This window comes from Streptomyces cacaoi, assembly GCF_006539165.1.
Taxonomy (GTDB): domain Bacteria; phylum Actinomycetota; class Actinomycetes; order Streptomycetales; family Streptomycetaceae; genus Streptomyces; species Streptomyces cacaoi.
Window position 1 is genome coordinate 37,601 of sequence record NZ_BJMM01000020.1, and the last position, 25,534, is coordinate 63,134.

General features: G+C 75.2%; 20 protein-coding genes and 2 tRNA genes. 11 read left to right on the forward strand and 11 right to left on the reverse strand.

What is annotated here, in order from left to right; all coding sequences use genetic code 11:
• The first annotated feature begins 92 nt into the window (after nt 1-92).
• On the forward strand, nt 93-1,235 hold the full coding sequence (locus SCA03_RS19335; protein ID WP_086814404.1) for an LLM class flavin-dependent oxidoreductase: 1,143 nt from the start codon (nt 93-95) through the stop codon (nt 1,233-1,235).
• On the opposite strand, the gene SCA03_RS19340 is transcribed toward SCA03_RS19335, so the two are convergent.
• Entirely contained in the window at nt 1,187-3,037 is a 1,851-nt protein-coding gene (locus tag SCA03_RS19340) for a putative bifunctional diguanylate cyclase/phosphodiesterase (RefSeq protein ID WP_170297868.1), read from the reverse strand. The genes SCA03_RS19335 and SCA03_RS19340 overlap by 49 nt on opposite strands.
• Nucleotides 3,038-3,385: 348 nt before the next feature.
• On the opposite strand from SCA03_RS19340, the gene SCA03_RS19345 reads away from it, so the two are divergent.
• Nucleotides 3,386-4,732: a M6 family metalloprotease domain-containing protein gene (locus tag SCA03_RS19345; protein WP_371863962.1), complete on the forward strand. Its 1,347-nt coding sequence runs from the start codon at nt 3,386-3,388 to the stop codon at nt 4,730-4,732.
• An 83-nt stretch (nt 4,733-4,815) separates the two neighbouring features.
• On the opposite strand, the gene SCA03_RS19350 is transcribed toward SCA03_RS19345, so the two are convergent.
• The 5 genes from SCA03_RS19350 to SCA03_RS19370 form a co-directional block, all read right to left on the reverse strand.
• Nucleotides 4,816-4,889 (reverse strand) — tRNA-Lys (locus SCA03_RS19350).
• Nucleotides 4,890-5,008: 119 nt separating this feature from the next.
• A complete protein-coding gene (locus tag SCA03_RS19355; protein WP_030877857.1) occupies nt 5,009-5,404 on the reverse strand; it encodes a DUF8844 domain-containing protein in 396 nt (131 codons plus the stop codon).
• A 195-nt stretch (nt 5,405-5,599) separates the two neighbouring features.
• Nucleotides 5,600-7,039, reverse strand: a complete 1,440-nt coding sequence (locus SCA03_RS19360) for an AAA family ATPase (protein ID WP_174864502.1) — start codon at nt 7,037-7,039, stop codon at nt 5,600-5,602.
• 154 nt (nt 7,040-7,193) lie between these two features.
• Nucleotides 7,194-8,735 carry a hypothetical protein gene (locus SCA03_RS19365; RefSeq protein ID WP_141275524.1) on the reverse strand — a complete coding sequence of 514 codons (1,542 nt, stop codon included), beginning with the start codon at nt 8,733-8,735 and terminating at the stop codon, nt 7,194-7,196.
• A complete protein-coding gene (locus SCA03_RS19370; RefSeq protein WP_141275525.1) occupies nt 8,726-9,916 on the reverse strand; it encodes a hypothetical protein in 1,191 nt (396 codons plus the stop codon). The genes SCA03_RS19365 and SCA03_RS19370 overlap by 10 nt, the downstream gene beginning before the upstream one ends.
• Before the next feature lie 350 nt (nt 9,917-10,266).
• On the opposite strand from SCA03_RS19370, the gene SCA03_RS19375 reads away from it, so the two are divergent.
• Nucleotides 10,267-10,860: a histidine phosphatase family protein gene (locus tag SCA03_RS19375; RefSeq protein WP_030877865.1), complete on the forward strand. Its 594-nt coding sequence runs from the start codon at nt 10,267-10,269 to the stop codon at nt 10,858-10,860.
• Nucleotides 10,861-11,068: 208 nt separating this feature from the next.
• Here SCA03_RS19375 and SCA03_RS19380 read toward each other — a convergent pair whose 3' ends face one another.
• The gene (locus SCA03_RS19380; protein ID WP_141275526.1) at nt 11,069-12,844 is read right to left on the reverse strand and encodes an NsdA family TPR-like regulatory protein; all 1,776 of its coding nucleotides are present in this window, start codon (nt 12,842-12,844) and stop codon (nt 11,069-11,071) included.
• 171 nt (nt 12,845-13,015) lie between these two features.
• On the opposite strand from SCA03_RS19380, the gene SCA03_RS19385 reads away from it, so the two are divergent.
• On the forward strand, nt 13,016-13,513 hold the full coding sequence (locus SCA03_RS19385; RefSeq protein ID WP_371863961.1) for a hypothetical protein: 498 nt from the start codon (nt 13,016-13,018) through the stop codon (nt 13,511-13,513).
• Between the two features lie 98 nt (nt 13,514-13,611).
• Nucleotides 13,612-14,484 carry a spermidine synthase gene (locus tag SCA03_RS19390; RefSeq protein WP_086816944.1) on the forward strand — a complete coding sequence of 291 codons (873 nt, stop codon included), beginning with the start codon at nt 13,612-13,614 and terminating at the stop codon, nt 14,482-14,484.
• A gap of 16 nt (nt 14,485-14,500) precedes the next feature.
• On the opposite strand, the gene SCA03_RS19395 is transcribed toward SCA03_RS19390, so the two are convergent.
• Nucleotides 14,501-15,055, reverse strand: coding sequence for a hypothetical protein (locus SCA03_RS19395; protein WP_030889633.1), 555 nt, complete (start codon nt 15,053-15,055; stop codon nt 14,501-14,503).
• Between the two features lie 51 nt (nt 15,056-15,106).
• Between SCA03_RS19395 and SCA03_RS19400 the strand changes: the two genes are divergently transcribed.
• From SCA03_RS19400 to SCA03_RS19420, 5 genes are all read left to right on the forward strand, one after another.
• Nucleotides 15,107-15,796, forward strand: coding sequence for a response regulator transcription factor (locus SCA03_RS19400; RefSeq protein ID WP_030877875.1), 690 nt, complete (start codon nt 15,107-15,109; stop codon nt 15,794-15,796).
• Nucleotides 15,793-17,238 carry a HAMP domain-containing sensor histidine kinase gene (locus SCA03_RS19405; protein ID WP_086816946.1) on the forward strand — a complete coding sequence of 482 codons (1,446 nt, stop codon included), beginning with the start codon at nt 15,793-15,795 and terminating at the stop codon, nt 17,236-17,238. The genes SCA03_RS19400 and SCA03_RS19405 overlap by 4 nt, the downstream gene beginning before the upstream one ends.
• Before the next feature lie 296 nt (nt 17,239-17,534).
• A complete protein-coding gene (locus SCA03_RS19410; RefSeq protein WP_141275527.1) occupies nt 17,535-18,614 on the forward strand; it encodes a chitinase in 1,080 nt (359 codons plus the stop codon).
• A gap of 346 nt (nt 18,615-18,960) precedes the next feature.
• Nucleotides 18,961-20,070, forward strand: coding sequence for a LacI family DNA-binding transcriptional regulator (locus SCA03_RS19415; RefSeq protein WP_078874900.1), 1,110 nt, complete (start codon nt 18,961-18,963; stop codon nt 20,068-20,070).
• A gap of 269 nt (nt 20,071-20,339) precedes the next feature.
• Nucleotides 20,340-21,002, forward strand: coding sequence for a M23 family metallopeptidase (locus tag SCA03_RS19420; protein ID WP_086817423.1), 663 nt, complete (start codon nt 20,340-20,342; stop codon nt 21,000-21,002).
• Between the two features lie 76 nt (nt 21,003-21,078).
• On the opposite strand, the gene SCA03_RS19425 is transcribed toward SCA03_RS19420, so the two are convergent.
• The 3 genes from SCA03_RS19425 to SCA03_RS19435 form a co-directional block, all read right to left on the reverse strand.
• Nucleotides 21,079-21,151 (reverse strand) — tRNA-His (locus SCA03_RS19425).
• 91 nt (nt 21,152-21,242) lie between these two features.
• Entirely contained in the window at nt 21,243-21,854 is a 612-nt protein-coding gene (gene orn, locus SCA03_RS19430; RefSeq protein WP_030877886.1) for an oligoribonuclease, read from the reverse strand.
• A 28-nt stretch (nt 21,855-21,882) separates the two neighbouring features.
• Nucleotides 21,883-23,301: a helix-turn-helix domain-containing protein gene (locus SCA03_RS19435; protein WP_141275528.1), complete on the reverse strand. Its 1,419-nt coding sequence runs from the start codon at nt 23,299-23,301 to the stop codon at nt 21,883-21,885.
• A gap of 1,594 nt (nt 23,302-24,895) precedes the next feature.
• Between SCA03_RS19435 and SCA03_RS19445 the strand changes: the two genes are divergently transcribed.
• A complete protein-coding gene (locus SCA03_RS19445) occupies nt 24,896-25,417 on the forward strand; it encodes a universal stress protein (protein ID WP_030877895.1) in 522 nt (173 codons plus the stop codon).
• Nucleotides 25,418-25,534: the final 117 nt, after the last annotated feature.

Below are 25,534 nucleotides of genomic sequence, written 5' to 3' on the forward strand. Positions count from 1 at the left end.
GAGGGAAGGGCCGGGGCCGGGAAGGAAGAAAGCCGGGGCGCACGGTGTTGGACCGAGCCGGAAGCGAGAAACCGGCAGCAAGGGCGGCACCCGTGAGCGAGGACGAGAAGGCAACCGGTACGCGGATCAGGGGCGAGGCCAGGGGCACGGCCCCGGTTCCCCTGTCGGTGCTGGATCTGGTCAACGTCGGCCAGGGCTACACGGCGACGGACGCCCTGACGGCCGCCGCCCGCACCGCGGCACTGGCCGACGCCCGCGGCTTCACCCGGTACTGGGTGGCCGAGCACCACTCGATGCCGGGCGTGGCCAGCAGCTCCCCGGCGGTGATCCTCGCCCATCTGGCGCACCACACCACCCGCCTCCGGCTGGGCTCGGGCGGTGTGATGCTGCCCAACCACGCCCCGCTGGTGATCGCGGAGCAGTTCGGCACGCTGGAGGCCCTCGCGCCGGGCCGTATCGATCTGGGCCTGGGCCGCGCCCCCGGCACCGACGGCGCGACGGCCGCGGCCCTGCGCCGGACGGACCGTCTGCGGGAGGGCGCCGAGGACTTCCCGCAGCAGCTCGCCGAGTTGATCCGGTTCCTGGACGACGACTTCCCCGAGGGGCACCGGTACTCCCGGATCCACGCCGTGCCCGGCCCGGTGCAGGCCCGCAGCCAGGACGCCGAGGCGGACCGCGCGGCCGTGCACCGCCCGTCGGTGTGGCTGCTGGGCTCCTCCGGCTTCAGCGCGCAGCTGGCCGGTCAGCTGGGCCTGCCCTTCGCCTTCGCGCACCACTTCTCGGCCGCGAACACGCTGCCGGCGCTGGAGCTGTACCGCGAGACGTTCCGCCCGTCGGCCGTGCTGGACGAGCCGTATGCGCTGATCGGTGCGGCGGCGCTGGCCGCCGAGGACGAGAAGGAGGCGCACCGTCAGGTGCTGACGGGCGCCCTGTCGATGCTGCGGCTGCGCACGGGCCGCCCGGGTCTGATACCGACACCGGAGGAGGCCGAGGCGTACTCCTTCAGCCCGGTGGAGCGGGACTTCGTGGACAGTTGGCTCGGCAATGTCACCTACGGGACGCCGGACGCCGTGCGTGAGGGGCTGGACGCCCTGGTGAAGCGGACCGGGGCCGACGAGCTGATGCTCACCGCGAACGCGCACACGCCCGAGGTCCGGGTCCGCTCCTACGAGCTGATCGCCGACGCCTACGCGCTCCCGCGGGAGGGCGCGGACGCGGGCGACGGGACGGACTGACCCGCCGGGGGCCAGGAGAGCAGTTCGGTGATGCGTTCGGCCGGCATGGGCTTGGCGTAGTGCCAGCCCTGGCCGGTGTCGCAGCCGATCCTGCGGAGCCGTTCGGCCTGCGCCGGGCCCTCGACGCACTCGGCGGTCACGGTGAGGCCGAGCTTGTGCGCCAGCTGCACCAGCGCGGCCACGATCGTCTCGTCGGCCGGGTTCTGGTGCCGTGCCGTGCGGAAGCCGCGGACGAACGTGCCGTCGAGCTTGAGCGCCCGCACGGGGAGCCGGCTGAGGTAGGCGAGGTTGGAGTAGCCGGTGCCGAAGTCGTCGATGGCGATGCGCACGCCCATCTCCGAGAGCGCCTGGAGCGCCTGGAGGGGGCGTCCGGCGGAGCCCATCACGGCGGATTCGGTCAGCTCCAGCTGAAGCAGTCCGGACGGCAGCCCGGTCTCCTCCAGGATCTCGGCGACGTCGCGCACGAGGTCGGAGTCCCACACCTGGCGCACCGCGACGTTGACGCTCACATACAGCGGGGGCCCGGTGTGCTGGTCCATCCAGCGCCGGGCCTGCCGGCAGGACTCCTGGAGGACCCAGCGGCCGAGCGGGACGATGGCGCCGTTCTCCTCGGCCAGCCCGATGAACCGGTCGGGCCCCAGCGTCCCGAACTGCGGGTGCCGCCAGCGCACCAGGGCCTCGACGCCGCGCAGCGCGTCGTCGGCGAAGCCCACGATGGGCTGGTACTCCAGCACGAACTCGCCGCGTTCGACCGCGCGGCGCAGGGTGCTGGAGAGGGCCTGGCGGGTCATGCGGTGCGCGTTGCGCTCGGGGTCGAAGAGCGTCCAGCGGGCCTTGCCGTCGGCCTTGGCCCAGTAGAGCGTGGTGTCGGCGTCCTGCATCAGCTCGGTCGGGCCGGTGCCGGCGGTCTCGCGTTCGACGACGCCGATGCTGGCGGAGACCGTCAGCCGCTGCCCGGCCAGGTCGAACGGCCGCTGGAGCGCGGAGAGCACGGACTGGGCGAGTTCGGTGAGCTGGTCGGTGCCGGTGGAGGACTCCACGAGCACCGCGAACTCGTCCCCGCCGAGCCGGGCCACCAGATGTCCGCCGCACTCCGGTGAGCCCGTCTCGGCGCACTGGGTGAGCCGTTGGGCGACGGCGTCCAGCAGGCTGTCGCCGACGCGGTGGCCGAGGGTGTCGTTGACGGCCTTGAAGCCGTCGAGGTCGATGTAGCACAGCCCGGTCCGGCCCGTCGCGGAGTCGGCGAGCGCCCCGGCCAGCCGCTCGAAGAACAGGGTGCGGTTGGGGAGCCGGGTGACCGGGTCGTGCATCTGGAGGTGCCGCAGCCGTTCCTGGAGGTCGCGCCGTTCGCTGATGTCGGAGACGGACAGCAGCGCCTCGCCGCCGCGCGCGGTCGGCGTCACGGTGATCTCGGCCCAGAGGGTGTGCCCGTCGGCGTGCTTGAGGCGCCGGGTGCAGGACATCCGGTCGGCGCGGCCCTGGAGGGCCTCGTGGTAGGCGCTGCGTACGCGTCCGTCCAGCCCGAGCCCGGCGAGTTCGGCGAGGGGACGGGCGGTGAGCCGGCGCGGGTCGATCCCGAGCAGGGCGCCCAGCGCGCGGTTGGCCGTGAGGATCCGGCCGTTGCGGTCGACGATGGCCATCGGCAGTTGGGCCGCGTGGAAGGCGGCGCGGAAGTCGCTCTCGCTGTGCCCGTGGTGTGCGCGGCGTCGCCAGCGCTTGTGGTTACTTTCCGTGAAGATCTGCGGTTGCGTTACGAGGGCTTCGCCGGAGTCTTTGCCCGGTCCTTCGAGGGGTCCGTTCACCGATCGCTCCGCGGGGGCTCGTCTCGTGCGGATCGGGCGGCGGGCTGCCTGTGGGCCGCCCAAGGGGGGATCCGCGCTGGAAATGTGCCGATCATAGAGGTTGGCGCAAGAGCGGAGCCAGTGTCTCCGCTGCCGTTGCCGGTCACTGTGCCGCCCGGGGTGCGGGTGCGGGTGCGAGGGTGACCGTTTCTGCACCGGGGCTGAGAACGCGCTGACCGCTTACGACCAAGCATTACAAAGAGTAGTCATATTGCGCTTGCCTCGGCCGGCTCAGCAGAACAGGACAAATGCGCACTGATCGCCACAGGGTGGAGACGGTCCGCACTCCTTTTCCGGTGAGGTCGCATGGTGGCGCAGCCGTCTGTACCCGACGGGGTGGACGACCGGCGCACCGGGCGTGGCGTGAGCCCGCTCGGGCTTCGGACGCGGCACCGGGTGGGCGCCGTGCTGGCGGCGCTCGCCGCCTTCATGAGTGTGGGGCTGGTCGCGGGCCCGCTGCGGGCCGCGGCGACGGGAACGCCCTGTGCGCTGCCGCGCACCGACGCCCACCACTCGCTGGGTCTGGACACCTGGAACGCCTCCTATCCGCGCCCCGAAGGGACGCTGGATGCCGCCCTTCTCTTTCTCTCTTTCCCCGATGCGGAGCCCATGGCCACTCCGCGGGAGCTCACAAAGGACCATTTCCCGGCCACATCCGACTTCTTCGAGCGCGCCTCGTACGGAAAGTTCCGGCTTCGGCCGCACACGGTGGACCGCTGGATCGAGATGCCGTCACCGGCCGGCAGCTACCGGATCCAGCGGGACTGGGACTCCGGGCATCGCACGTCCTACCTGCGGGACGCCGTCGCGGCGGCCGATCCGTATGTGGACTTCGGCGCCTACGACGTCGTCTATGTCGTCGCCGATCCGGACGCTCCCGGGGTGAACTCGGACGCGACAAAGGTGGTCAACCTCGAAGACCCGATCAAGGCCGACGGGACGGACATCAAGCGGCTGGTCACGGTGTTCGAGCAGAGCCCACCGGACCGGAACGTCCTCGCGCACGAGACCGGACACCTCTTCGACCTCCCCGACCTGTACCAACGTCCGACGGACGGCGGGGCCGACTGGGACACCAGGGTCGGCGACTGGGACCTCATGGGCAGCCAGTTCGGACTGGCGCCCGAACCGTTCGCCTGGCACAAGTGGAAGCTGGGATGGCTGGATCGCGCCCAGGTGACCTGCCTGAGCAACACCGACAGCACGCCCGCGCAGTCCGTCCACACCCTGCGCCCCCTCGCCGCGCCACCACGCGGCGGCGCGGGGGCCGGGGGCGCCGGGGCCTCCGGTGGCACCGCTGGCACCGCCGGGGACAAGCGACTGCTGGTGCTGCGCACCGGGGAGAACGAGGCGCTCGCGATCGAGGCCCGGGACCGGGAGGGCAACGACGAGACGCTCTGCCGGCAGGGCGTGCTGCTGTACCGGGTGCGCAGCGACACCGCCTCCACCGAGGGGCCCGTGGAGGTGGTCGACGCCCACCCCGGCACCTCCGGCTGCCTCGACCGCTCCGTGCACGCCGAACTGGCGGACGCGCCGCTGGGCGTCGGCGAGAGCTACGCGGACCCGCGCAACGCACTGCGCGTCGAGGTGCTGGGGCGCACCGCGGAGGGGGACTGGAACATCGAGATCACCCGGGGGACGACGGAGCCGGGGTGAGGGAGCGCCGGGCCCGAAGGAGCGCACAAGAGCACGGAAACGCCGGAGGCCCCCCGCTCGCGCGAGGGGCCTCCGGTTGTCTGTGCGCCGCCAGGGACTCGAACCCCGGACCCGCTGATTAAGAGTCAGCTGCTCTAACCAACTGAGCTAGCGGCGCCTGCTGACGTCGTAGACCTTAGCACCCCGGTCGGCCCCACCGGAAATCGACCGTACGAGCGGGGAACCCGCCCGGACCTGCGCCGTCGGCCGCCACGCCCCTCCGGGGAAGGGGCGCTGTCAGGGGGTGTGCGGGGGCTCACCGTCCGTCCGCCGGTCCTTCAGCAGGCTCCGGCCGAACTCGACCATCTTGCGGGTGTAGTCCTCGCTCCACCGCCCGCGGTCGGCGATGGCGGCGTCGTCCAGCTTGTCGAAGCGGCCCGGGTCGGCCAGCTGTGCCGCGGCCATCGCCTGGAACTCCATGGCCCGGTCGGCGGCGGCGCGGAAGGCCAGGACCAGCTCCGTGGAGCGGTCCAGCAGTTCACGGGGGTCGGTGAGGGACTCCAGACCGAAGAAGTGCTCGTCGTCGGGCTGGGCCTCGGTGGGCTCGAACAGCAGCGGTGCCGGCCGCTTGGGGCGCGGTGCTCCGTCGCCGTGTCCGCCGGACGGGCCGGAAGCCGCGTGCGGCTCGGACATGCAGGTACCTCCAAAGTCGTCGGCCGCCCCCATTGTGCGCCCGGGCGCCCCGGTGCCGCACGGCCCGTGCGGCCGCACCGGCGCCCGGAGCCGGGCGCGGGGGCGCGGACGCCCGGGTACCCGGGGGTGCGCGGGCCGTGGACCGCGGTGACACCGGGAGAGCGGGGGCGCGGGGTCCGGCGCGGGCGCCGGGGTTCAGCGCAGGCGCACGGTATGGCCGGCCAGCCGGGCGAGTACCGCCTGGTGGGCCTCCCAGCCGTCCGGCGCCGGGGACCAGGTGCCCAGCCGGGCCGGCTCGGTCGCCGGGTGGTCGTCCAGCAGTTCGGGCACACCCGCCCGGCACACCACCAGACAGGCGTGCCGGTGCCGGGAGGTGAGCACGCACAGCCGGCCCGTCTCCAGATGGAACTCGGTGGCGTCCGGGCGGCCGGAGAGCGGGTGCAGCATCACCGTGACGTCGAACTCCCGGCCCTGGAGCCGGTTCGCGGTGTCCACCGTGACCCCGGGCCCGCCGCCCTCCCCGCTTTCACCGCTCTCCCGGTCGCCCTCGTGGTCGCCGGACCGCCCGGCCCCCGGGCCGCCCTCGGCGAGGGGACCGAGTGCGGCGCGGACGGCGGCGGCCTGATCGCGGTGCGCGGTGCCCACCGCGACGCGGTCCGCGGTCAGCGGCGCCGGTCCGTCGCCGCGCTCGCTGCGGGTGACGCCCTCGCGCTCCAGCAGCCGGCGCACCAGCGCGGCCACGGCGGCCACGGCCTCCGGGTCGGTGCGGGGCGTACGGGCCGCCGGCAGCTCCAGCAGGCCCCAGCCCGAGGCGGCGGCGACATCCAGCACCTCGTCCACGGCGGAGCCGTCCGCGGGCCCGGTGAACTCCAGACTCCTGTCGCCCGGCCCGGTGCCGCTGCGGAACGGGGTGTACGGGTAGAACGCCTCGGAGACCAGCGGTGCAGCGGAGGCGGGAAGCCGCCAGGAGACGGGCAGCCGGTGCTGCGGCAGGCCCGGGTTGTGCGCCAGGAGCGTGCTGACCGCGCTGGCCGCCGGATCGTGTGCCTGGCCCGCCCACTGGGTGGCGTCCGCCTGGCTGAACGGGTCCAGCTGCCCGGGGTCGCCCACGAACAGGGCGCGCTCGAACAGCCCGGCGACGGCGAGCAGCGCGTCCGAGCGCATCTGGTACGCCTCGTCGACGATCGCGCAGCGCCACTGCTCGCCCGGCTTGACCCACGCCCACTTCGCCGCCGTCGAGACGACGATGTCCATGCCCGCCAGATCGGCCGACTTCGCCGAGGTGCGGACCGCCGGGTGCCGGTCGAGCGCCGGGTCGTAGGCGTGTGCGTCGCTGCTGTGCAGCCGGCCGACGGGCAGGTCGGGGTCGGCGCTGGCGAGCCGGTCCACCAGATCGTCGACCTGCGCGTTCGTCTGTGCGATCACCATCAGCGGCCGGCCCGCGGCGGCCAGTTCGCGGGCAGCGCGGACCACCAGCGTGGACTTGCCGGCGCCCGGCGGCGAGTCCACGACGACGCCCGGGACGCTCTCGTCCAGTGTGTCGGCCAGGATCCGTTCGGTGGCCAGCGCGGCCGCGGCACCGGGATCGCCGACGGCGGCCTCCGCCTGGCGCGGGAGATGTACGGACGCGGTCACGCTGCGGCTCCTTCCGGGACGCACACGGCTCCCGCCGCGGGCTCGTCCTCGGTTTCCGGTGCGGGCGGGTCGGCCTCCGGTGCGGGCCCGGCCCCGGTTCCCGGCGGGGACGGAGCCGGTGGTGCCGGTCCTCCGGCCGGCAGGTGGGCGGGTGTCACAGGAGGTCCTCCGGGGTGGTCGGGTCCGGGGGCTCGGCGGTGGCCTCCGGCGGGGGGCCGCCGTGGGTCCACGGCGTCTCCTCCGGCTCCGGCAGCGCGGGCCCGCCGCGCGGCGCGTGTTCGAACAGCGTCCAGCAGTCGCGGTCGCCGGGCTCCGGCACCGTCCCCGGCGCCGGCTCCTTGCCCCGCCCCATGCCGTTGACCAGGCGCAGCACGTACACTCCCGGCTCGGGGGCGCCGACCACCTCGGCGCGCTGCCCGCCGCCCTCGGGCAGCGCCCGGTACACCGCGTCGCCCTCGGCGAGCAGCGGCCGGTCGTGCTCCTCGGCGCGGACCGTCACCAGCGGGCGCGGGGTGGGCCGCTTGCCCTCCGACACGGCCGGTTCGACGTGTGCCGCACGTGCCGCGAACGCCTCGCCCGCCAGCCGCCGTACGGCCATCACCAGCGGATCGTCCAGCGCCTCCTGGGCGTCCAGCTCCGCCTGGCGCTGCTCGCGCATGGCGAGCTTGCGTGCCGCCGTCACCGCGTCGTCCCGGCGCGGCTGCGGGGGTTCCGCCGAGCGCAGCCGGTCCCTGTGGTGGGTGTAGGACTGGCGGTCGCGCCGCCAGCGGTCCGCGGTATGGGCGCCCTCGGGCAGGGAGCGCAGCAGGTCGACGCCCTGCCACATGGCCTCCCAGGTGGGCCGCAGCTGCGAGGCGATCAGCTCGTGGACCTCCTCGGCCGCGCCGGGGACGCCCTTGTCGTGGCGGGCGAGGGCCGGCGCGAGCAGCCGGTTGTCGAACGCGGGATCGGTGGCGGGCCCGGCCGGCGGCACCAGCAGCTGCCCGTGCTCGTCCCGTGCCAGCTCGGCGCGGCGGGCCGCCTCGGCCCCGGGGATGCCGTCCGGCGGGGCGATCCAGGCCAGCAGTGCGCCCAGGTGCTGGTCCTCCAGCCGGCTCTGGCCGGTCGCCCAGTGCCGGGTGAGCAGGTCCGTCATCGACAGCAGCAGGGACGAGCCGGGCACCCGTGCGCGCTCGGCGTAGTGCGTCAGCCAGCGGCCCAGCAGCGGCACCCGGGGCGGGGCGGGGTGCGGTGCTTCGGGGTCCTCCTCGGCCGTGCGGCGGAACCGCATCGAGCGGCCGAGCAGCCGTACGACGTCGATGCCGGGGCCGGTCGGCACGAGCACCTGCGGCGCGTCCGTGCACAGTTCGGCCTGCACCGTGACGCGCTTGCCGGTGTCCGGGTCGGTCTCCTTGCGCTCGACGAACTCCACCTCGTCCTGGCAGGACTCCAGGTGCGGCAGCAGCGCCTCGGCGAGCCGTTCCAGGAAGGTGAACCGCAGGTCGCGGTCGCGCGGCTGCGGCACGGTGAACAGCTCGGGCGCCGCCCGGTCGGTGCCCAGCATCGCGCCGAGCGGCGCGCCGGTCTCGCCCGCCGTCGTGAGCGGGACGAGGACGAGGGGGCGCGCGGCCAGATGCCGGTGGCGGACCGTCGCCAGCGGGCGTGCCGCGCCGGTGGCCGCGGCCTCCATCCGGGCCAGGGCGTCGATCAGCGACATGCGAGGCCTCCCTCGGTGCCGCCGCCCGCGGGCGGCGCGGGGGTCCCGGCCTGTGCGGGGGCCGGCGCAGCGGTGGCGAGCGCCTCGGCGCGCAGTGCCGCCGCGCGCCGCAGCGCTTCGGCGGCCGGGTCCCGGGCGGCGGGGTCGTCGGCGTCGGCACGGGCGGCGGCCAGCACCTCGTGCACCGTCCGCAGTCCGCCCAGCTCGCCGCGCACCGAGCGGCCGAGCGCCTCGACGGCGCCGGCCTCGCGGGCCCGCTCGCGGCAGTGGAACGCCAGCTCGCAGGTGGCCAGGCACTCCGGCGCGTAGGCGGCGGGCACGGACTCGACGGCGGCGGTGAGCGCGGCGCGGTCCTGCTCGGTGCCGAAGTGGGCGCCCTCGGGCAGCAGGTCGGCGATCGCGTCGAGGTCGGTGAGCCGGGCGAGCTGGCGGCGGCAGGCGGCGAGCGGTTTGCGCAGGTCGAGCAGGCCGCCGGCGGGCTGGTTGCCGAAGTCCTTCGGGCACACCAGCAGGGCCTGTTCGCGGACGGGGACGCTGCCGGTCAGCGCGAGGGCGTAGACGGCGGCCTGCCGGGCGGCGCCCCCGGCCTTCGTCGGGTCGACGGTGCCGTCCAGGACGGGGAAGGACTTGATCTCGATCACCGTGACGCCGCCGTCCGGATGCACCGCCAGCGCGTCCGGCTCCAGATACGCCGTCGCCCCGGCGACCTCCAGGGTGAGCAGCGGATGGTCCAGCAGGGCCCACTGCCCGGCGGGGACCTCGGCCAGCGCGAGGCCGGTGCGGGCCGCGCGGCCGGCGGGGCCGTCGGCCGTCAGATCGGGGACGAGCACGGCGGAGGGCTCCGGGCGCTCCTCGCCGGTGCTCTCGCACAGCAGCGCGAGCAGGGCCTCGCCGCCGTCCGCCTTCACCCGGGCCTCGAAGGCGTTGCCGCGGACGAAGGCGAACTGCGACTGGCCGAAGGGCGCGGGGGCGCCGAGCGCCTGGGCGACGGCTGCCTTGTCCACACCGGCGCCGTCGAGCAGCGCGCGGCGGCGGCAGCCGGGGTTCGCGGCGAGCGCGGACAGCGCACGGGCGTCGAGGGGGCGCTGCGGCACTTCGGGTCCGCCGCGCAGCGCGTCGAGCCGCCGGCTGCGGGGCGGGGCCGCCGTCGAGGGGGCCCCGGGGGGCGGGGAGGGTGTCATGGGCTGTGGCCTCAAGGGAGGGTGCGGTACCCGCCGCAGTCTGGCACCCCCGTCCGACACCGGCCGAGCCCCGTCCCCGACTGCTCGCCGCCCCGCCCCGGCGAGCAGGCGTTCGGGAAGTGGGGCGAAGATGGAGGGGCGGACACCGGACGAAGGAGCCCGGACCGCGGGCGACCGGAGCGCGGCAGCACTCCGCCGGGCCCGCGGGACCCGAGGCCCGCGGTGAGCCGACGAGCCCGGGGCCCCGGAGAGCGGCGGCGCGGTGCGGGCGCGGGCCGGCGCGGACAACAGCACACACCGGGCCTTCCGCGCGGCGGGAGCACCCGGAGATCACGGTCGAGAGGTACCCCATGGCAGCGCGCATCCTGTTGGTCCGGCACGGTCAGACCGAGTGGTCGGTCACCGGACAGCACACCGGCCGGACGGACATCCCGTTGCTGGACGACGGCCGTCGGATGGCGAAGCTGCTGGGGGAGCGGCTGCACCGGGCGCCGTGGTCCGGGCTGCCCGGCGTGGAGGTCCGCACCAGCCCGCTGTCCCGTGCGAAGGAGACCTGCGAGCTGGCGGGCTTCGCCGGGGCCGAGACGTGGGACGCGCTGCTGGAGTGGGACTACGGGGACTACGAGGGCCTGGCGCCCGACCGGATCCGGGAGATCGCCGGCGACGACTGGTTCATCTGGCGGGACGGTGTGCGCGGCGGTGAGCGGCTCGACGAGGTCGCGGCCCGCGCCGACGAGGTCGTCAGCTGGGCGCGCTCCGCCGACCGCGATGTGCTGGTGTTCGCGCACGGGCACATCCTGCGCGTCCTGGGCGCCCGCTGGCTGGGCTACGAGCCGGACTTCGCCGCCCGGCTGAAGCTGGACCCGGCCTCTCTCTCCGTCCTCGGCTGGGCCTACGGCGCCCCTGCCGTCGAACGCTGGAACGACACCGGGCACCTGGACTGAACCGGGCGGCCGTACCGGCGCGTTCCCGCCCCCGTTCCCGCTCCCGTCCCCCGGGCGGTCTGCCGGTGTCCGCCGTGCGTGCGGCGGGGCCGCGGGAGGCCGGTGGTCCGGGCGGCCGGCAGCGGAGGCCGGCCGCCCGGAGGAACCGGAACCGGGCGGCACCGGGGCGGGCCGGGCAGGAGGCCGGTGGGCAACCGGTGGGCGGGGGTCAGGAGTTGGCCGCGTGCCGGGCGAGGAAGCCCGCGACGACCGGTTCGCGGCGGTGCCGGTGCAGCCGCGCCGCCGTGGTGTCCAGCATCGAGCGGATGCGCGGCGACTGCACGGGCCCGAGGAAGTCCAGCGCGCGCGAGCCGGCGGCGGCGGCCTCGTCGGCACGGCCGCGCGCGGCCAGATCGCCGGCCAGCTCCGCCGTGAACAGGGCCCGGTTGCGGGTGAAATGGGGGTCCTGGAGCCGGACGGCGCGCCCGGCGTGCCCGGCGGCGCGGTCCCAGTCCTCCAGCGCCGACCAGCACTGCGCCTCCAGGCCCTCCAGTTCGGCCTCGCCGAAGAAGCTCATCCACTCCGGGTCCGTGTCGCGGGGGCCGCGCCCGAACAGCCGGTGTGCGCGGGCCAGTGCCTGGCGGCAGCCGGTGTGGTCGCCGAGGCCGGCCCAGCCGCCGGCCTCGCGCAGCGCGAGCAGCGCCAGCAGATGGTCCGAGCCCAGGTGCCGGGCGGCCTGCTGGCCGGCCTGTGCGGCGCGGACGGCCTCGCGGGGCCGCCCGGCGTCGCGGGCGAGGAACGAGGTGTTGCAGAAGGCGTGTGCCTCCAGCGCGGTGTCGCCCGCGACGCGGGCGGTCGCCAGGGCCTCGGCGTAGTGCGAGCGCGCGTCCTGGAACCGGCCTGAGTCGTGTGCCAACCAGCCCACGGAGATGGCCAGTTCACCGGCGCCGGTGTGCAGCCGCTCGGCGACGGACCGGCGCCTGGCGCCGCCGTCCAGCAGTGCGTAGGCGGCCTGCAACGCCGCGGTGGCACGGCGGTAGAGGCCGCCGCCGCCCTGCCGGTCGTCGAGCAGCCGGATGTGGCGTACGGCGTGTTCCACGGCGCGGGCCTCGGCGTCGCCGGCCGACCGGCCGCGGGAGCGGGCGGATGCGCGGGGCGCGGCCGCGGCGAAGGCGCCGCCGAAGGAGGCGGTCGCCGCCGTTGCGGGCCCTGCGGTCATGAAAGCACGACGGAGCACGTCGCTCTCCTCGTGGTGCTCGGGACAGCGGAGCGTCCCGGCGGGTCCGCGGCTGTCCGGTCGGTCTGGGGGCTCGGTGAGTTCGGTGAGCTGGACGAGGCCCGCCGCGGCGGCGAGCCCCGCGAGTTCGGTGAGGTCCGCGAGCCCGCCCGGGTCGGACGCCGTGTCGGCCGGGGCGGCGGACGGGACGGTCGGGGAGTCGGGGGAGTTCGGGGAGTCGGGCGGGTCCGGCGTGTACGGAGCGGGTGGTGCCGCGGGGCCGAGGGGCCGGGGCCGCACGGTCGTCGGGGGGCGGTAGCGCTCCAGGTGTCCGGCGCCGCCGGGGACGAGGGGGCGCACGGCCCGTGCGGCCGGCGCCGGTTCCTCGGGCTCCTGGAGTCCGCGGGGGAGCACCGGGTCCCCGCAGCGCATCGAAGTCTGGTGCGGCGCCTCGCTCTTGGCGTGCGCCCCGCGGGAGCGCGCCGCGCGACCCCGCACGGTTTCCCGCGGTGCGAACCCCATGTCCGTCAGCGAATAGCCGGGGAACATGTGCAGGAACACGCGCTCATAGGCGTAGTTGGGGCACCGGATCTCCCCGGACTCGACGCGGCCGATGTAGCGCGCGTCGCAGGAGACCTGCTCGCCGATCTCCCGCGCCGAGCGGCGTACGGCTGCCGCGAACTCGCCCGGCGACAGGAGCCCTCTGAGGGCGCGGAACGCCGTGTTCGGTGCGTGCGGGGGGAGTTGTGTTCCGGGAGGTGTTGAGCGTGACCGTGAAGATGACGCCATGGCGGAAACGTACCGTCCGTGACGGCGCCAACACCCTGGGTTTGCTTACAAACGGGATATCTCACCCCCCTTCTGCCATGAACCGCCATCCCGCGCGGTGGTCCGCCGCCGTAGCCGGTGACCGGCCCGTCCGTTGGACCCGGCACAGCCACCGCGGAGGAGGGGTCTGAGTTGTTGGACACCGGAGCAGGAACCGGCACCCCGGCAGGCAGCACACACCCGGCAGCGCACACGGCGCAGCCGGGAACCGCTTCCCACGCCGCCGCTTCCCGCCTCCCGCAGGACGGCGCACCGGCCGAGGGCCACGGCGCCGCGCAGGACCCCGACGAACCCCCCTGCGATCTGGTCACCGTCCCGGCCCGGCACGGTCTGGAGGCCCTGGACATCCTCCGCCTCCGCGACGGCATCGGCCCCGTCCTGCACGACCACGAGGGCGTCACCCTCGGCTTCCTCGTACCGCCCGGCACCGCCGCCTGCTGGGATCTGCCCGGCAGCGCCTGCACCCAGACCCACCCGCGCCGCTCCGCCGGCGCCGAGCCGCCCGTCGCCGGGACCGGCTGGCTCGTACCGCCCGAGGTCGCCTACGCGCGGGCCACCGAGCCCGCCGAACTCCGCGCGGCCCTCGGCGAGGCGGCCCGCACCATCGAGGCCGCCGGCCGCCGCCTGTAGCGGCGCCCCTCGTTTTCCGCTGTCTCCCCACCGTTCGCGGCCGTCGGCGGCCCCCCCTCGCCGCGCCGTCGTCCGCTCCCGTGCCGGATACTGGGCGTATGGCACGGGACGGAAAGCGGCGCGCGGGGCGGCGCATGGTGCGCGAGTCCGTGACCGCGCCGGTCGCGGGCGGCACCGCGCGCCTGGAGCCCGACCCGGACCGGCCGCACGCCTGGGCCCTGTTGCTCGACGAGGCACCCCAGTCGCACGTCGACCTCGACGACCCCGCCCGTCTCGCCTTCCCCTACCAGCGCCGGCTCGGCCACGTCGTCGATCTCGTCGCACCGCCGGGCCGTCCGGTGCACGCCGTGCACCTCGGCGGCGGGGCGCTCACCCTCGCCCGGTACACCGCCGCCACCCGGCCCCGCTCCACCCAGCAGGCGGTCGAGGCCGACACGGAACTGACGCGGTTCGTGCGCGCCCATCTGCCCTGGGACCGGAACGCGCGGCTGCGGGTGCGCGGCGCCGACGCCCGGGAGGGGCTGGCGAGGATCCCGGACGGGTGGGCCGACCTCGTCATCGCGGACGTCTTCGCCGGAGCGCGCACCCCGGCGCACCTGACGAGCACGGAGTTCCTCGCCCAGGTGCGCAGGGTGCTGCGCCCGGAGGGCTGGTACGCGGCCAACATCGCCGACGGCCCTCCGCTGCACCATCTGCGTGCCCAGATCGCCACGGCGGCCGCGGTGTTCGCGGAACGCTGTGTGCTGTCCGACCCGGCCGTGCTGCGCGGCCGCCGGTTCGGCAACAGCGTGCTGCTGGGCGCCGCCGTCCCGCTGCCCGTCGACGAGCTGACCCGGCGCACGGCAGGGGATCCGCACGCCGGCCGGGTCGTGCACGGCCGGGACCTGGACGACTGGACCGGCGGCGCCCGCCCGGTGACCGACGCGACGGCGCGGCCCTCACCGCAGCCGCCGCCCGGCACGTTCGGCTGAGCGGCGGCCGGCCGGGTCAGCCGGTGAACGTCTCGATGCGCGGCTGCGACGCGTCCCAGCGGCAGAAGACGGAGGACTGGGTGTCCCCGTTGGTGAAGGTGACCCGGATCCAGTCCGGGGTGTTCCAGATCCGCATGTTCCAGCCCTCGTCCGGGGTGGCGGACACCAGGCTCGCCGAGCTGCTGCCGAGGTCGAACACGGCCCGCCCGCCGGGCACCGTCGCGCCCCGGACCGAGCCCGAGGAGGGTGGCGTCCGGCTCGGCGAGGGCGAGCGGGACGGCGGCGGTGCGGCCTCGTGCGTGCGGTTCTTCTTCTCGTCCCCGGCCGGTTTCCGCGGCTGTTCGCGGGTCGGTGTGGGCGTGGGCGAGGGCGGTTTCGGGCGGTGGGTGGAGGAGGACTGCGGGTCGGCGCGCGGCGAGGGCACGTCGTGGACGGGCAGCGCGCGGGGCGGATCGTAGGCGGTGCCGGCGAGGACGGTGTGCACGCCGAACCAGGAGAGCGTGACGGCGGCACCCGTGGCGAGCGTCCACGCGCCCGCGTGCACCCATCCCGGTCGCAGGAGCCGTTGCATCCCCGCAGCCTAGAGGTTCACGCCGCGTCGCGATGCCGTACGGTTCCGCCCATGCCACGTGTGCTCGTTGTCGAGGACGACCAGTTCGTACGCACCGCCCTCATCCGGCATCTCACGGAGGCCGCGCACACCGTGCGCAGCGTGGGCACGGCCCTGGAGGCGCTGCGCGAGGTCGCCCAGGTCGGATTCGACGTCGTCGTGCTCGACCTCGGACTGCCGGACCTCGACGGGGCGGAGGCGCTGAAGATGCTGCGCGGGATCACCGACGTCCCGGTGATCATCGCCACGGCGCGGGACGACGAGGCGGAGATCGTACGGCTGTTGCACGCCGGCGCCGACGACTACCTCGTCAAGCCGTTCTCCGTCGAGCACCTCTCGGCGCGGATGGCGGCGGTGCTGCGCAGGGCGCGCAGCGGCGGACCGGCGGACGGCGGGGAGGGGGTCCTGCGGGTCGGCGGACTGGCCATCGACCCGCTGCGGCGCCAGGCCGAGCTGGACGGGGTCGTCCTCGACCTCACCCGGCGGGAGTTCGACCTGCTGGCCTTCCTCGCGCAGCGGCCCGGGGTCGTCGTCGCGCGCCGGGAGCTGCTGGCCGAGGTGTGGCAGCAGTCCTACGGCGACGACCAGACGATCGACGTCCATCTGTCCTGGCTGCGCCGGAAGTTGGGCGAGACGGCGGCCAGCCCGCGCTATCTGCACACGCTGCGCGGGGTCGGGGTGAAGCTGGAGCCGCCCCGATGAGATGGGCGCTGGTGAAGGTCTGCCTCGCCGTGACGGTGATGGTGGTGGTGGCTTTCGCCATTCCGCTGGCGCTCGTCGTCAAGGAGACCGCGCGCGACCGGGCGTTCGCCAACGCCGAGCGCCAGGTCTCCGCCATCGGCCCGGCGTTGGCCATCACCACCGACCGCAGGGAGCTGCAACGGGCCGTCGCCACCACGCAGGCCGGGGCGCAGGGCCGGATCGCCGTCCATGTGCCGGCCTCCGGCGACCGGGCCGGCGGCACCGGGGCGCGGCGGCGCGGCCCGCTGCGGGTGGGGCACGCGCGGGCCCCGCGCGAGGAGGTGGCGCGGGCCCGGCAGCGGGGGCGGACGGTCACGGTGCCGGGCGGTTTCGCGCTGCTCGGGCCGACGGCGGTGGCGGGCGGGAAGGTCGCCGTCGTGGAGGTGTTCGTCCCGGACGCGGAGGTCACCAACGGGGTCGCGACCTCCTGGTTCGTGCTGGCCGGGGTGGGCGTCGCGCTGATCGTGGGCTCCGTCGCGGTGGCGGACCGGCTCGGCACCCGGATGGTGCGCCCGGCGCGGCGGCTCGCGGACGCCGCGCACGATCTGGGCGAGGGGCGGCTCGGGGTGCGGGTGCCGGAGGAGGGCCCCACCGAACTGCGGTCGGCGGCGACGGCGTTCAATTCCATGGCCGACCAGGTCGTCCAACTCCTGGCCAACGAGCGGGAGCTGGCCGCCGACCTCTCGCACCGGCTGCGCACCCCGCTGACCGTGCTGCGGCTGAACGCCGCGTCGCTCGGCGAGGGCGACGCGGCGGAGCAGACCCGGCAGGCCGTGGCCCAGCTGGAGGGCGAGGTCGACGCGATCATCCGTACGGCGCGGGACCAGAAGAGCCAGCAGCAGGGCGCCGCGCCCGGCACGGCCTGCGACGCGGCCGAGGTGGTGCGCGAGCGTATGGCGTTCTGGTCGGCGCTCGCGGAGGACGAGGGCCGTGAGGCGCGGGTGGCCGGGGCCGACCGGCCGCTGCGGGTGCCGGTGGCGCGGGCCGAACTGGCCGCCGCCGTGGACGCGTTGCTCGGCAACGTCTTCCGGCACACCCCGGAGGGCACGGCGTTCTCCGTCGACCTGTACAGCGCGGGCCCGGCCAGCGAGGCGGTGATCGTCCTGGTGTCGGACGCCGGGCCCGGCATCCCGGACCCGGGCGCCGCGCTGCGCCGCGGCCACGGCGACGGCGGTCCCGGCTCGACGGGGCTCGGGCTGGACATCGTGCGCCGGGTCGCCGAGTCCACCGGGGGCGATGTGCGGCTGGGCCGCTCCGTGCTCGGCGGGACCGAGGTGCGGGTGTGGCTGGCGCTGGGGGAGCGGCCGGGCGGGCGCGGTGGCCGGGTGAGCCACCGGCTGCGCCGCCGCGGGGCGCGCCTCGTCCGCCCGCGCCCGGGTGCGCGCGGCAAGCGCGAGGCATGAGCGGCAGGCGCACGGCAGGTCCGCGGCACGCGCCGGAGTGTGCGGGGCGGCGGGAGAACCCGGCACGGGGCGACAGAGGTGTGAGGGGCGGGAGTGGCGGGAGGTCGGAGTGACGCGGGAGGGGCGAGAGGTGCGGGAGGGGCGCCCGGGAGGCGGCGGTGAACTCCCGGCTGAGCGGGCCCTTTTGGCTTCCTTAAGCGCACCATAAGGAGCGCGCTCGCCGCCCGTTGTGCGGCTTTTGCCGGAATCAGGACCAGTACCGTGCTGCGCGTCCCTCCCCCCACCGGATCGAGGCCATGAGCACGATGACGAACTCCCCAGCAGGCGGCGCCCGCCCGGGCCACCGCCGCCGCGCCGGCCACGGAACCAAGCTGATCACGGGCGCGGCAGCGGCGGCGCTCGTGGCGGGCGGCGGATTCCTCCTCGCGGGCAACGCGAGCGCGGGCGAGGAGGCGGCGGCGGGCGGCGGCGCGGGCACCGCGGGAGCGGGCACGGAGTTCGCGCCGTACGTCGACACCTCGCTCCAGCCCTCCTACGACCTGGTGGAGGCCGCCGGCAGGACCGGCGTCAAGGAGTACACCCTCGCCTTCGTCACCAGCGCGGACGGCGCCTGCGTCCCCAAGTGGGGCGGCAGCCAGGAGCTGACCGGCAACCCGGTCGCCGCGCAGATCCCGAAGCTGCGCGAGAAGGGCGGCGACGTCCGGGTCTCCTTCGGCGGCGCCAACGGCTCCGAACTGGGCCTGGCCTGCAACTCCGCCGACGATCTCGCCGCGGCCTACGGCAAGGTCGTCGACGCCTTCGACCTGAAGAAGATCGACCTGGACATCGAGGGCGCCGCGCTCCCCGACACACAGGCCAACGACCGCCGCGCCAAGGCTGTCGCCGCCCTCCAGAAGAGCCACAAGGGCCTCGACGTCTCCTACACCCTGCCGGTCATGCCCGAGGGGCTCACCGCGCCGGGCACCGCACTGCTGGAGAACGCCAAGAAGAACGGCGTACAGGTGTCCACCGTGAACCTCATGGCCATGGACTACGGCACCTCCTACGACGGCGACATGGGCGACTACGCGATCCAGGCGGCCACCGCTGCCCACAAGCAGGTCGGCAGCGCGCTCGGGCTCGACGACGCGAAGGCGTGGCGCGCCCTGGCGATCACCCCCATGATCGGCGTCAACGACGTCGCCGTGGAGGTGTTCGAGCCCTCCGACGCCGAGCAGGTCAGGAAGTTCGCCGACAAGAAGGGCCTCGGCGGGCTCTCCATGTGGTCGGCCACCCGGGACAGGCCCTGCCCGGACGGCCCCAAGAACGAGGCGGACCCCACCTGTTCCAGCATCGAGCAGGACGCCGACGCCTTCGCCACGGCGTTCGCCGGCTGACCAGCGCCACCGCGTCCGGCACCCCGCCGGACGCCTCGGCCCCGACGGCCCGGCCGCACACCGGGCCGCATCCCCGGCCGGGGGTCACCCCCGATCCCCCGGCCCGGCAGGCGGGGCGCCGCGGCCTTCCATCCCCCCACACCCGCGGCGCCCCGCCCTCGCCTCCACCGTCCCGCCCGGTACCGGCCCCGCACGCACGGCCCGGTACCGGGCGGGCGCCGTGTAGTTGAATGACCCCGGTCACTCCGGGCGCCGACCGCGCCCGGGCTCGCGGCAACTTCGCGGGGCCTGCCGCAGCGGCGCACGGACCGCGCGGCGACGGCCCGCGACAACGGGGAGGTCTTCGATGACAGCAGTGCGCGGCGGGCAGCCCGACAGCGGACGGCCGGCGGCCCCGCCGCCCGCGCCGGACGGCGCCGCATCCCGGCACGGCCGCGGGCCGACCCTGGAGCAGGTCGCCCGCAGGGCGGGGGTCGGCCGCGGGACCGTCTCCCGCGTCGTCAACGGCTCACCGCGGGTCAGCGACCGCACCCGGGCGGCCGTGGAGGCGGCCATAGCCGAACTGGGGTACGTGCCCAACCGGGCGGCCCGCGCCCTCGCGGCGGGCAGCGCCGACGCCGTGGCGCTGGTCGTCCCCGAGCCGGAGTCCCGGTTCTTCGCCGAGCCGTACTTCTCCGCCGTCGTCCAGGGCGCCGGCGCCGAACTCTCCCGCGCCGACATGCAGATGCTGCTCACGCTGCTGCACGGCCGCAAGGAACAGGACCGGTTCGCGCAGTACGCGGCCTCGCAGCGGATCGACGGCGTACTGCTGGTCTCCGTGCACGCCGGCGACAGCCTCCCGGACGTCCTGGCCGCCGCCGGCATCCCCGCCGTCCTCAACGGCCGCCGGTACGCCGACGAGCCGCTGCCGTACGTGGACTGCGACAACACCGGCGGAGCACGCGCCGCCGTCGCCCACCTCGTCGCCCGCGGCCGCCGCGCCGTCGCCACCATCACCGGCCCCTCCGACATGTACGCGGCGCGCTGCCGCACCGAGGGCTACCGGCAGGCGCTCCGGGAGGCCGGTCTGGCCGCCGGCGAACATCTCGTCGAGGAGGGCGACTTCACCGAGGACGGCGGCCACGCGGCCATGCGTGCCCTGCTGGAGCGCGCCCCGGAGCTGGACGCCGTCTTCTGCGCCTCGGACGTCATGGCCGCCGGCGCCCGGCTCGCCCTGCGCGAGTCCGGACGCACGGTCCCGGACGAGGTCGCGCTCGTCGGCTTCGACGACTCCGCCGTCGCCCGGCACATGGATCCGCCGCTGACCACTGTGCGGCAGCCCACGGCCGAGATGGGCCGGGAGATGGCCCGCCTGCTCCTCGAACTGCTGGGCAGGAGCGCCCCCGGAACGCCCCCGGCCGACGGCGCCCACCACCGGGTACTGCCCACCGAACTGATCCACCGCGGCTCCTCCTGACCCGTCCCACGGCCCCGCCCGCCGCCCCGCGCCTGCGTACGCCGCCGCACGCCGTCGCACCGTGTCCCCGGGCCCGTCCCTCCGGCGTGCACCGGCGGCCCGGCGGGCGGCCCGGTGGAACGGCACGGGCCGGGACGGAACACGGCCGGCCGGTCCCGCTCCCCGTCCGGCCCCCGTGCTTCCGTACGACCCGTCCCACGGACGACGGGTCACCCTCTCGGACACCATCCGCGTGCGCTCGGTCACTCTCTGCTTTTACGTTCGGTGGTATGGCTCGAACAGCGACCGCACCCGAAACCGGCCCCGTGCGGCACCGCCGTATAGCAGGCTCAGCACTCGCAACCGCCGCTCTCATAGCCGGGCTTGGCGCCACCGGCCCCTCGGCCTCCGGCGCCTCCCCGACAGCCCCGGCCGCCTCGGCGGCTCCGACAGCCCCGACGGCCCCGGCATCCCCCGCCGCCGTCTCCTCCCGGGACGGCACGGCACACCGCCCGCCCGCCGCCGGCTCCGCCGCCCGCGCGCCCTGGGTCCGCCCGCTGACGGCGCGGAAGGTCCGGGTCTCGCAGAAGTACGGGATCAAGGGCAACTGGGCGGCCGGGCACCACACCGGTATCGACTTCGCCGTCCCCGTCGGCACCCCGGTGCGCTCCGTCGGAACCGGCACCGTCGTCTTCGCCGGCCGCTCCGGCGCCTACGGCAAGGCCGTCACGATCCGGATGACGGACGGGAAGTACACCCTCTTCGCGCATCTGTCCGCCATCTCCGTGCGCAAGGGCCAGCGGGTGCACGCCGGCACCTGGATCGGCAGATCCGGCAACTCGGGCCGCTCCACGGGCCCCCACCTCCACTTCGAGGTGCGGGCCAAGCGCGGCTACGGCACCGACATCGACCCCGTGCGCTACATGGCCTCCCACGGGGTCCGGCTGCTGTGACCGGCCGGGCCGTGTGAGCGGGCACACACGCGTGAGGCCCCTCCCCGTTCCCCGGGGAGGGGCCTCACGCTCTGAGGGTGATCGACGGGACTTGAACCCGCGACATCCTGGACCACAACCAGGTGCTCTACCAACTGAGCTACGACCACCACGACCGGGCTGTCACCGTCTCTGACAGGCGGTTTCCCGCACCGGCCGTTACGAGTGTACAGGGTCCGCGAGGGTGCTCGCGCACACGTTTCAGGTACGGGGCTCGGGCGGCAGCACGTGCCGGGCGGCGATCCGCTTGGCGGTGTCGGAGTCCGGGCCCGGCTGCGGCACGAACACGGCCTCGCGGTAGTAGCGCAGCTCGGCGATGGACTCGCGGATGTCGGCGAGCGCGCGGTGGTTCCCGTTCTTCTCGGGGCTGTTGTAGTAGGCGCGCGGATACCAGCGCCGGGCCAGCTCCTTGACGGAGGAGACGTCCACGATGCGGTAGTGCAGATGCCCTTCGAGCGCGGGCATGTCCCGGGCGAGGAAGCCGCGGTCGGTGCCGACGGAGTTGCCGCACAGCGGTGCGCGGCCCGGCTCGGGCACCCAGGCGCGGAGGTACTCCAGCACCCGGGCCTCGGCGTCGGCGAGCGTCGTCCCGCCGTCCAGCTCCGCGAGCAGGCCGGAGGCGGTGTGCATCTCGCGCACCACCTCCGGCATGGCGTCGAGGGCCGGGGCGGGCGGGCGGATCACGATGTCCACGCCGTCGCCGAGTACGTTCAGCTCGGAGTCGGTCACCAGGGCGGCCACCTCGATGAGCGCGTCATCGGACAGCGAGAGGCCGGTCATCTCGCAGTCGATCCACACCATGCGATCGTTCATGCGCTTCACACTACGTGACGCATGCCGCTCAGCCCTGGCCCCGGCCTCGCTGCCCCGGCAGCCGCGGGGAAAACACGTCCGAATCCGGTTTCCCCGCTTCGCGCCGGCTGTTCCTCGGGTCCCAGGGCTCCCGGCTGTCCCGGCGGGCCAGCCGCTCGCGCTGTTCCCGGGCCTCCCTGCGGTCGCGGTACTCGGGGACGTCCCTGACCTCCCGCAGCTCCCGCTGGTCGGGGGAGCGGCGCTGCTCGGAGACCCGGGCCGGAGCACCGTCCCGCCCGCCGGCCGCCACCGCACCGCCCGCTCCCGCCTCGGCCGCGGCAGGCGCCGACTGCCCGGGCACCTGACCGGAGTGGCCGGAGTGACCGGGGCCCGGGTGGTGCGCCGAGCGGGCCGTACCGTCCGCGCTCTCCTCGCCCTCCGGGCGGCGGGCGCGGTACGCGGCGCGGTAGGCCGCCGGGGAGGCGCCGAGCTGGCGGCGGAAGTGGCCGCGCAGCGCCACCGGGGAGCGGAAGCCGCAGCGGCCGGCGACCTCGTCCACGGAGTAGTCGGAGGTCTCCAGCAGACGCTGCGCCTGGAGCACCCGCTGGGTGATGAGCCACTGCAATGGAGCGCTCCCAGTAAGAGAACGGAAGCGCCGGTCGAAGGTGCGGCGGCTCATGTAGGCGCGCGCGGCCAGCGTCTCCACGTCGAACTGTTCGTGGAGATGTTCCAGGGCCCAGGCGACGACCTCCGCGAGCGGGTCGGCGCCGATCTCCTCCGGTAAGGAGCGGTCCAGGTGGCGCGGGTGGCCCCCGGACTCCTGGTTGGTGCCTCGGCGGGGCGGGACGACGAGCCGCCGGGCGAGCGCGCTCGCGGCCTCAGCCCCGTGGTCGGTCCGGACGACGTGCAGGCACAGGTCTATGCCCGCCGCCGTGCCGGCGGAGGTGAGGATGTCGCCGTCGTCCACGAAGAGTTCGCGGGGGTCGACGTGAACTGCCGGGTACCGCTTGGCGAGTGTCGGCGCGTACATCCAGTGTGTCGTCGCGGGACGGCCGTCGAGCAGGCCGGCGGCGGCGAGGACGAAGGCGCCCGTGCACAGCCCGATGACCCGGGCCCCCTCCTCGTGTGCACAGCGCAGCGCGTCCAGCGCGGCGGCGGGTGGCGGCTGGGTGATGGAGCGCCAGGCGGGGACGACGACGGTGCCGGCGCGCGACACCGCGTCCAGTCCGAACGGCGCGCTCAACTGGAGCCCGCCGGTGGTGCGCAGCGGTCCGTCCTCGCCCGCGCAGACCAGGAGCCGGTAGCGCGGAACTCCCGCGTCCTGGCGGTCGATTCCGAAGACGGAGAGCGGGATGGAACTCTCGAAGATGGGACCACCGCTGAAGAGCAACACCGCCACGATCTCGCGCCGGCGGCGCGCGGCCAGCTTACGCGTCTCAACTGGGCCGTTCGTGGAGTCCTGGCTCATTGGAACTAAGCCCCCCTCAATCGTCTGGTTCCTCTCGGTCCATGCACATCTCCCCCGCTCTCCCCCGCAACGAAGCCAAGATCGAATCTACTGCGTCGGGTGTGGTGGGCGATGCAAGTTCGGCACCCGACGCCTTGTCGACAAGGCAACTTGGCGTGAAGCATTCGATCACGAAGCGTTTCACTCAAAGGCGCTGCTGGGAAGTACGCATGCCCTCTCTGCCCCGTCGCCGTAGGGTGCACACCCGCGCGGCGCTCCTTTCCGTGCTGGTGGCGCGGGGTGGGGGAGCGGGTGGGGCAGGGGGTGCGGGCCGGGTGCAACTTGGCCGAAAAACGTGGGGGAGCAGACGTGCGATCCGGTCACTCGCCAGGCGCACGCCGGTGCTGTGGAGGGGTGTGAGGTGCGCATGCTGCGCCCGGCCGTTCAGAGGTGTGCAGGACTGCCGGTACGTGAGTGACCGTCAGTGAAGCCATGGGTAGTCATGGGCGTTCCGAGGGGTCGTCTTTCGCCACTCCCCGCCCCGTTCCGCCGAGTTCCGCCTCGTACCGCCGTCCCGGCCGTCGCCCGCGCCCGGGCCCGGCCCCCGGCCCGCCTCCGGTGCCCCCGGCGCACCCGGGCGCGGACACCGCCGACGCCGCCCGCGCTGCCGGTCGGACCCGCCCCTGCCGCGCCGTGCCGCCCTGCTGTCGTGATCCCCGCGGTGCGCCCCCGAACCCGTACGGGCATGCCGCCCCCGGTGCGGCACCGCCCCCGGGGAACCCTGGGCGCCAGCGCCGCCGGTGACGTCCCCGGCGCCGTCGGCCGACCCGGCGCTCCCCGCGCTCCGCGGGCCCCCTGCCTTCCTCCTCGCGGTGCGGCTCGCCCCGGTGCTTCCGCCCTCTCCGGCCGCCCGCGCCTTACCGGCCCCGCCGCCGTTCCGGGCCGGCCGGGTGCGTTCCGCCCGGCGCAGCAGAGCGCGGCACACGACCGTCACGGTGGCCAGCCCGGCCGCCGTCCCCAGCGCACCCGCCGGGGACGAACCGCACACCAGCAGGACGACGGGCACCAGTGCGCTGCTGAACGCGCCCCAGCGCACCACATCGGTCACGGCGTCGCGCGGGCGGGTGAGGCCCGTCGAGGAGTCGGGGTCCGTCCTGCGGGTGGTGCGCGAGGCGACGGACGGGGCACGGGAGGCGCGCGGGGTGACAGGCACGGTGTGCTCAACGCCGTGGCCGGGTGCCGGTCACTGCCCCGGGTGTCGCCGGACGGCGCCGCCGCTGCCACACTGGTGCTCAACAGGCCGCCGCAGCAAGCCGGTTGAGCAGTGCGGGCGCGGCGTCACCCGGGCCGCGGTGGCGCGGTCCCGGCGCCGTGGCCGCGGGGGCGGACGGGCGTTATTGCGTTGCGCCGCATGCTCAGGCATGCTCCCGGGTCACAACGCGCGTCCCCGTGACCGCTGCTCCTCCGCCGGTAAGTGGGGGGAGTGCCGCCGTACCCTTGGGGTAAGGGACTTGGGAAGACGATTCCCGGTCGTCATGCGTGCAGTTATCACACGAGAGAGCGCAAGCCGTCCGTCGTTCCTCCGCACAGAGGACTTCCTTCGCCGAGACAACTCATGGCTGGACACGAGATCCCCGACCCAGCGGACCGCAAGCAGATCGCCGACCCGACGGCGACTCCCGAAGCGGCGGACGAGGCGCGCCACGCGTGCGACCCGGCTTTCCAGCACGGCGTCGTCGTGGGGTTCGACGGCTCCCTGTCGAGCGAGCGTGCGCTCGCCTACGCGATCGGCATGGCCTACAGGTCGGGCTCAGGACTGATCATCGTCCATGTGGCCAACAGGCTGCCCACCACGGTGTGGGCGGGCTGCGAGCCCCCCGTCTTCGTCGACGTGCCCGACCACCGCACCGAGGTGCTGGGCCTCGAACTCGCCTGCGCGGACCACCTGTCGGAGGTCCCGTGGATCCTCGTGGAGCGTGGCGGCGACATCTGCCACGAACTGGAGGAGGTCGGCCGGGAGTACGCCGCCGACGCGATCGTCGTCGGCTCCACGCACGGCCTCGTGGGCCGTCTCTTCGGCTCCGTCGCGGGGCGGTTGGCACGCCGGGCGCAGCGCCCCGTCGTGGTCGTCCCGTAGCGGCCGTCTCCTGCCGTCCGGGCGCCGAGTGTGCGGGCCCGGACGGCGCTCCGGTGCGCCGGTGCGGGCGGCCCGCGGCGGGCCCGGCGGCGGAACCCGTGGAATCTACCCGGGCGT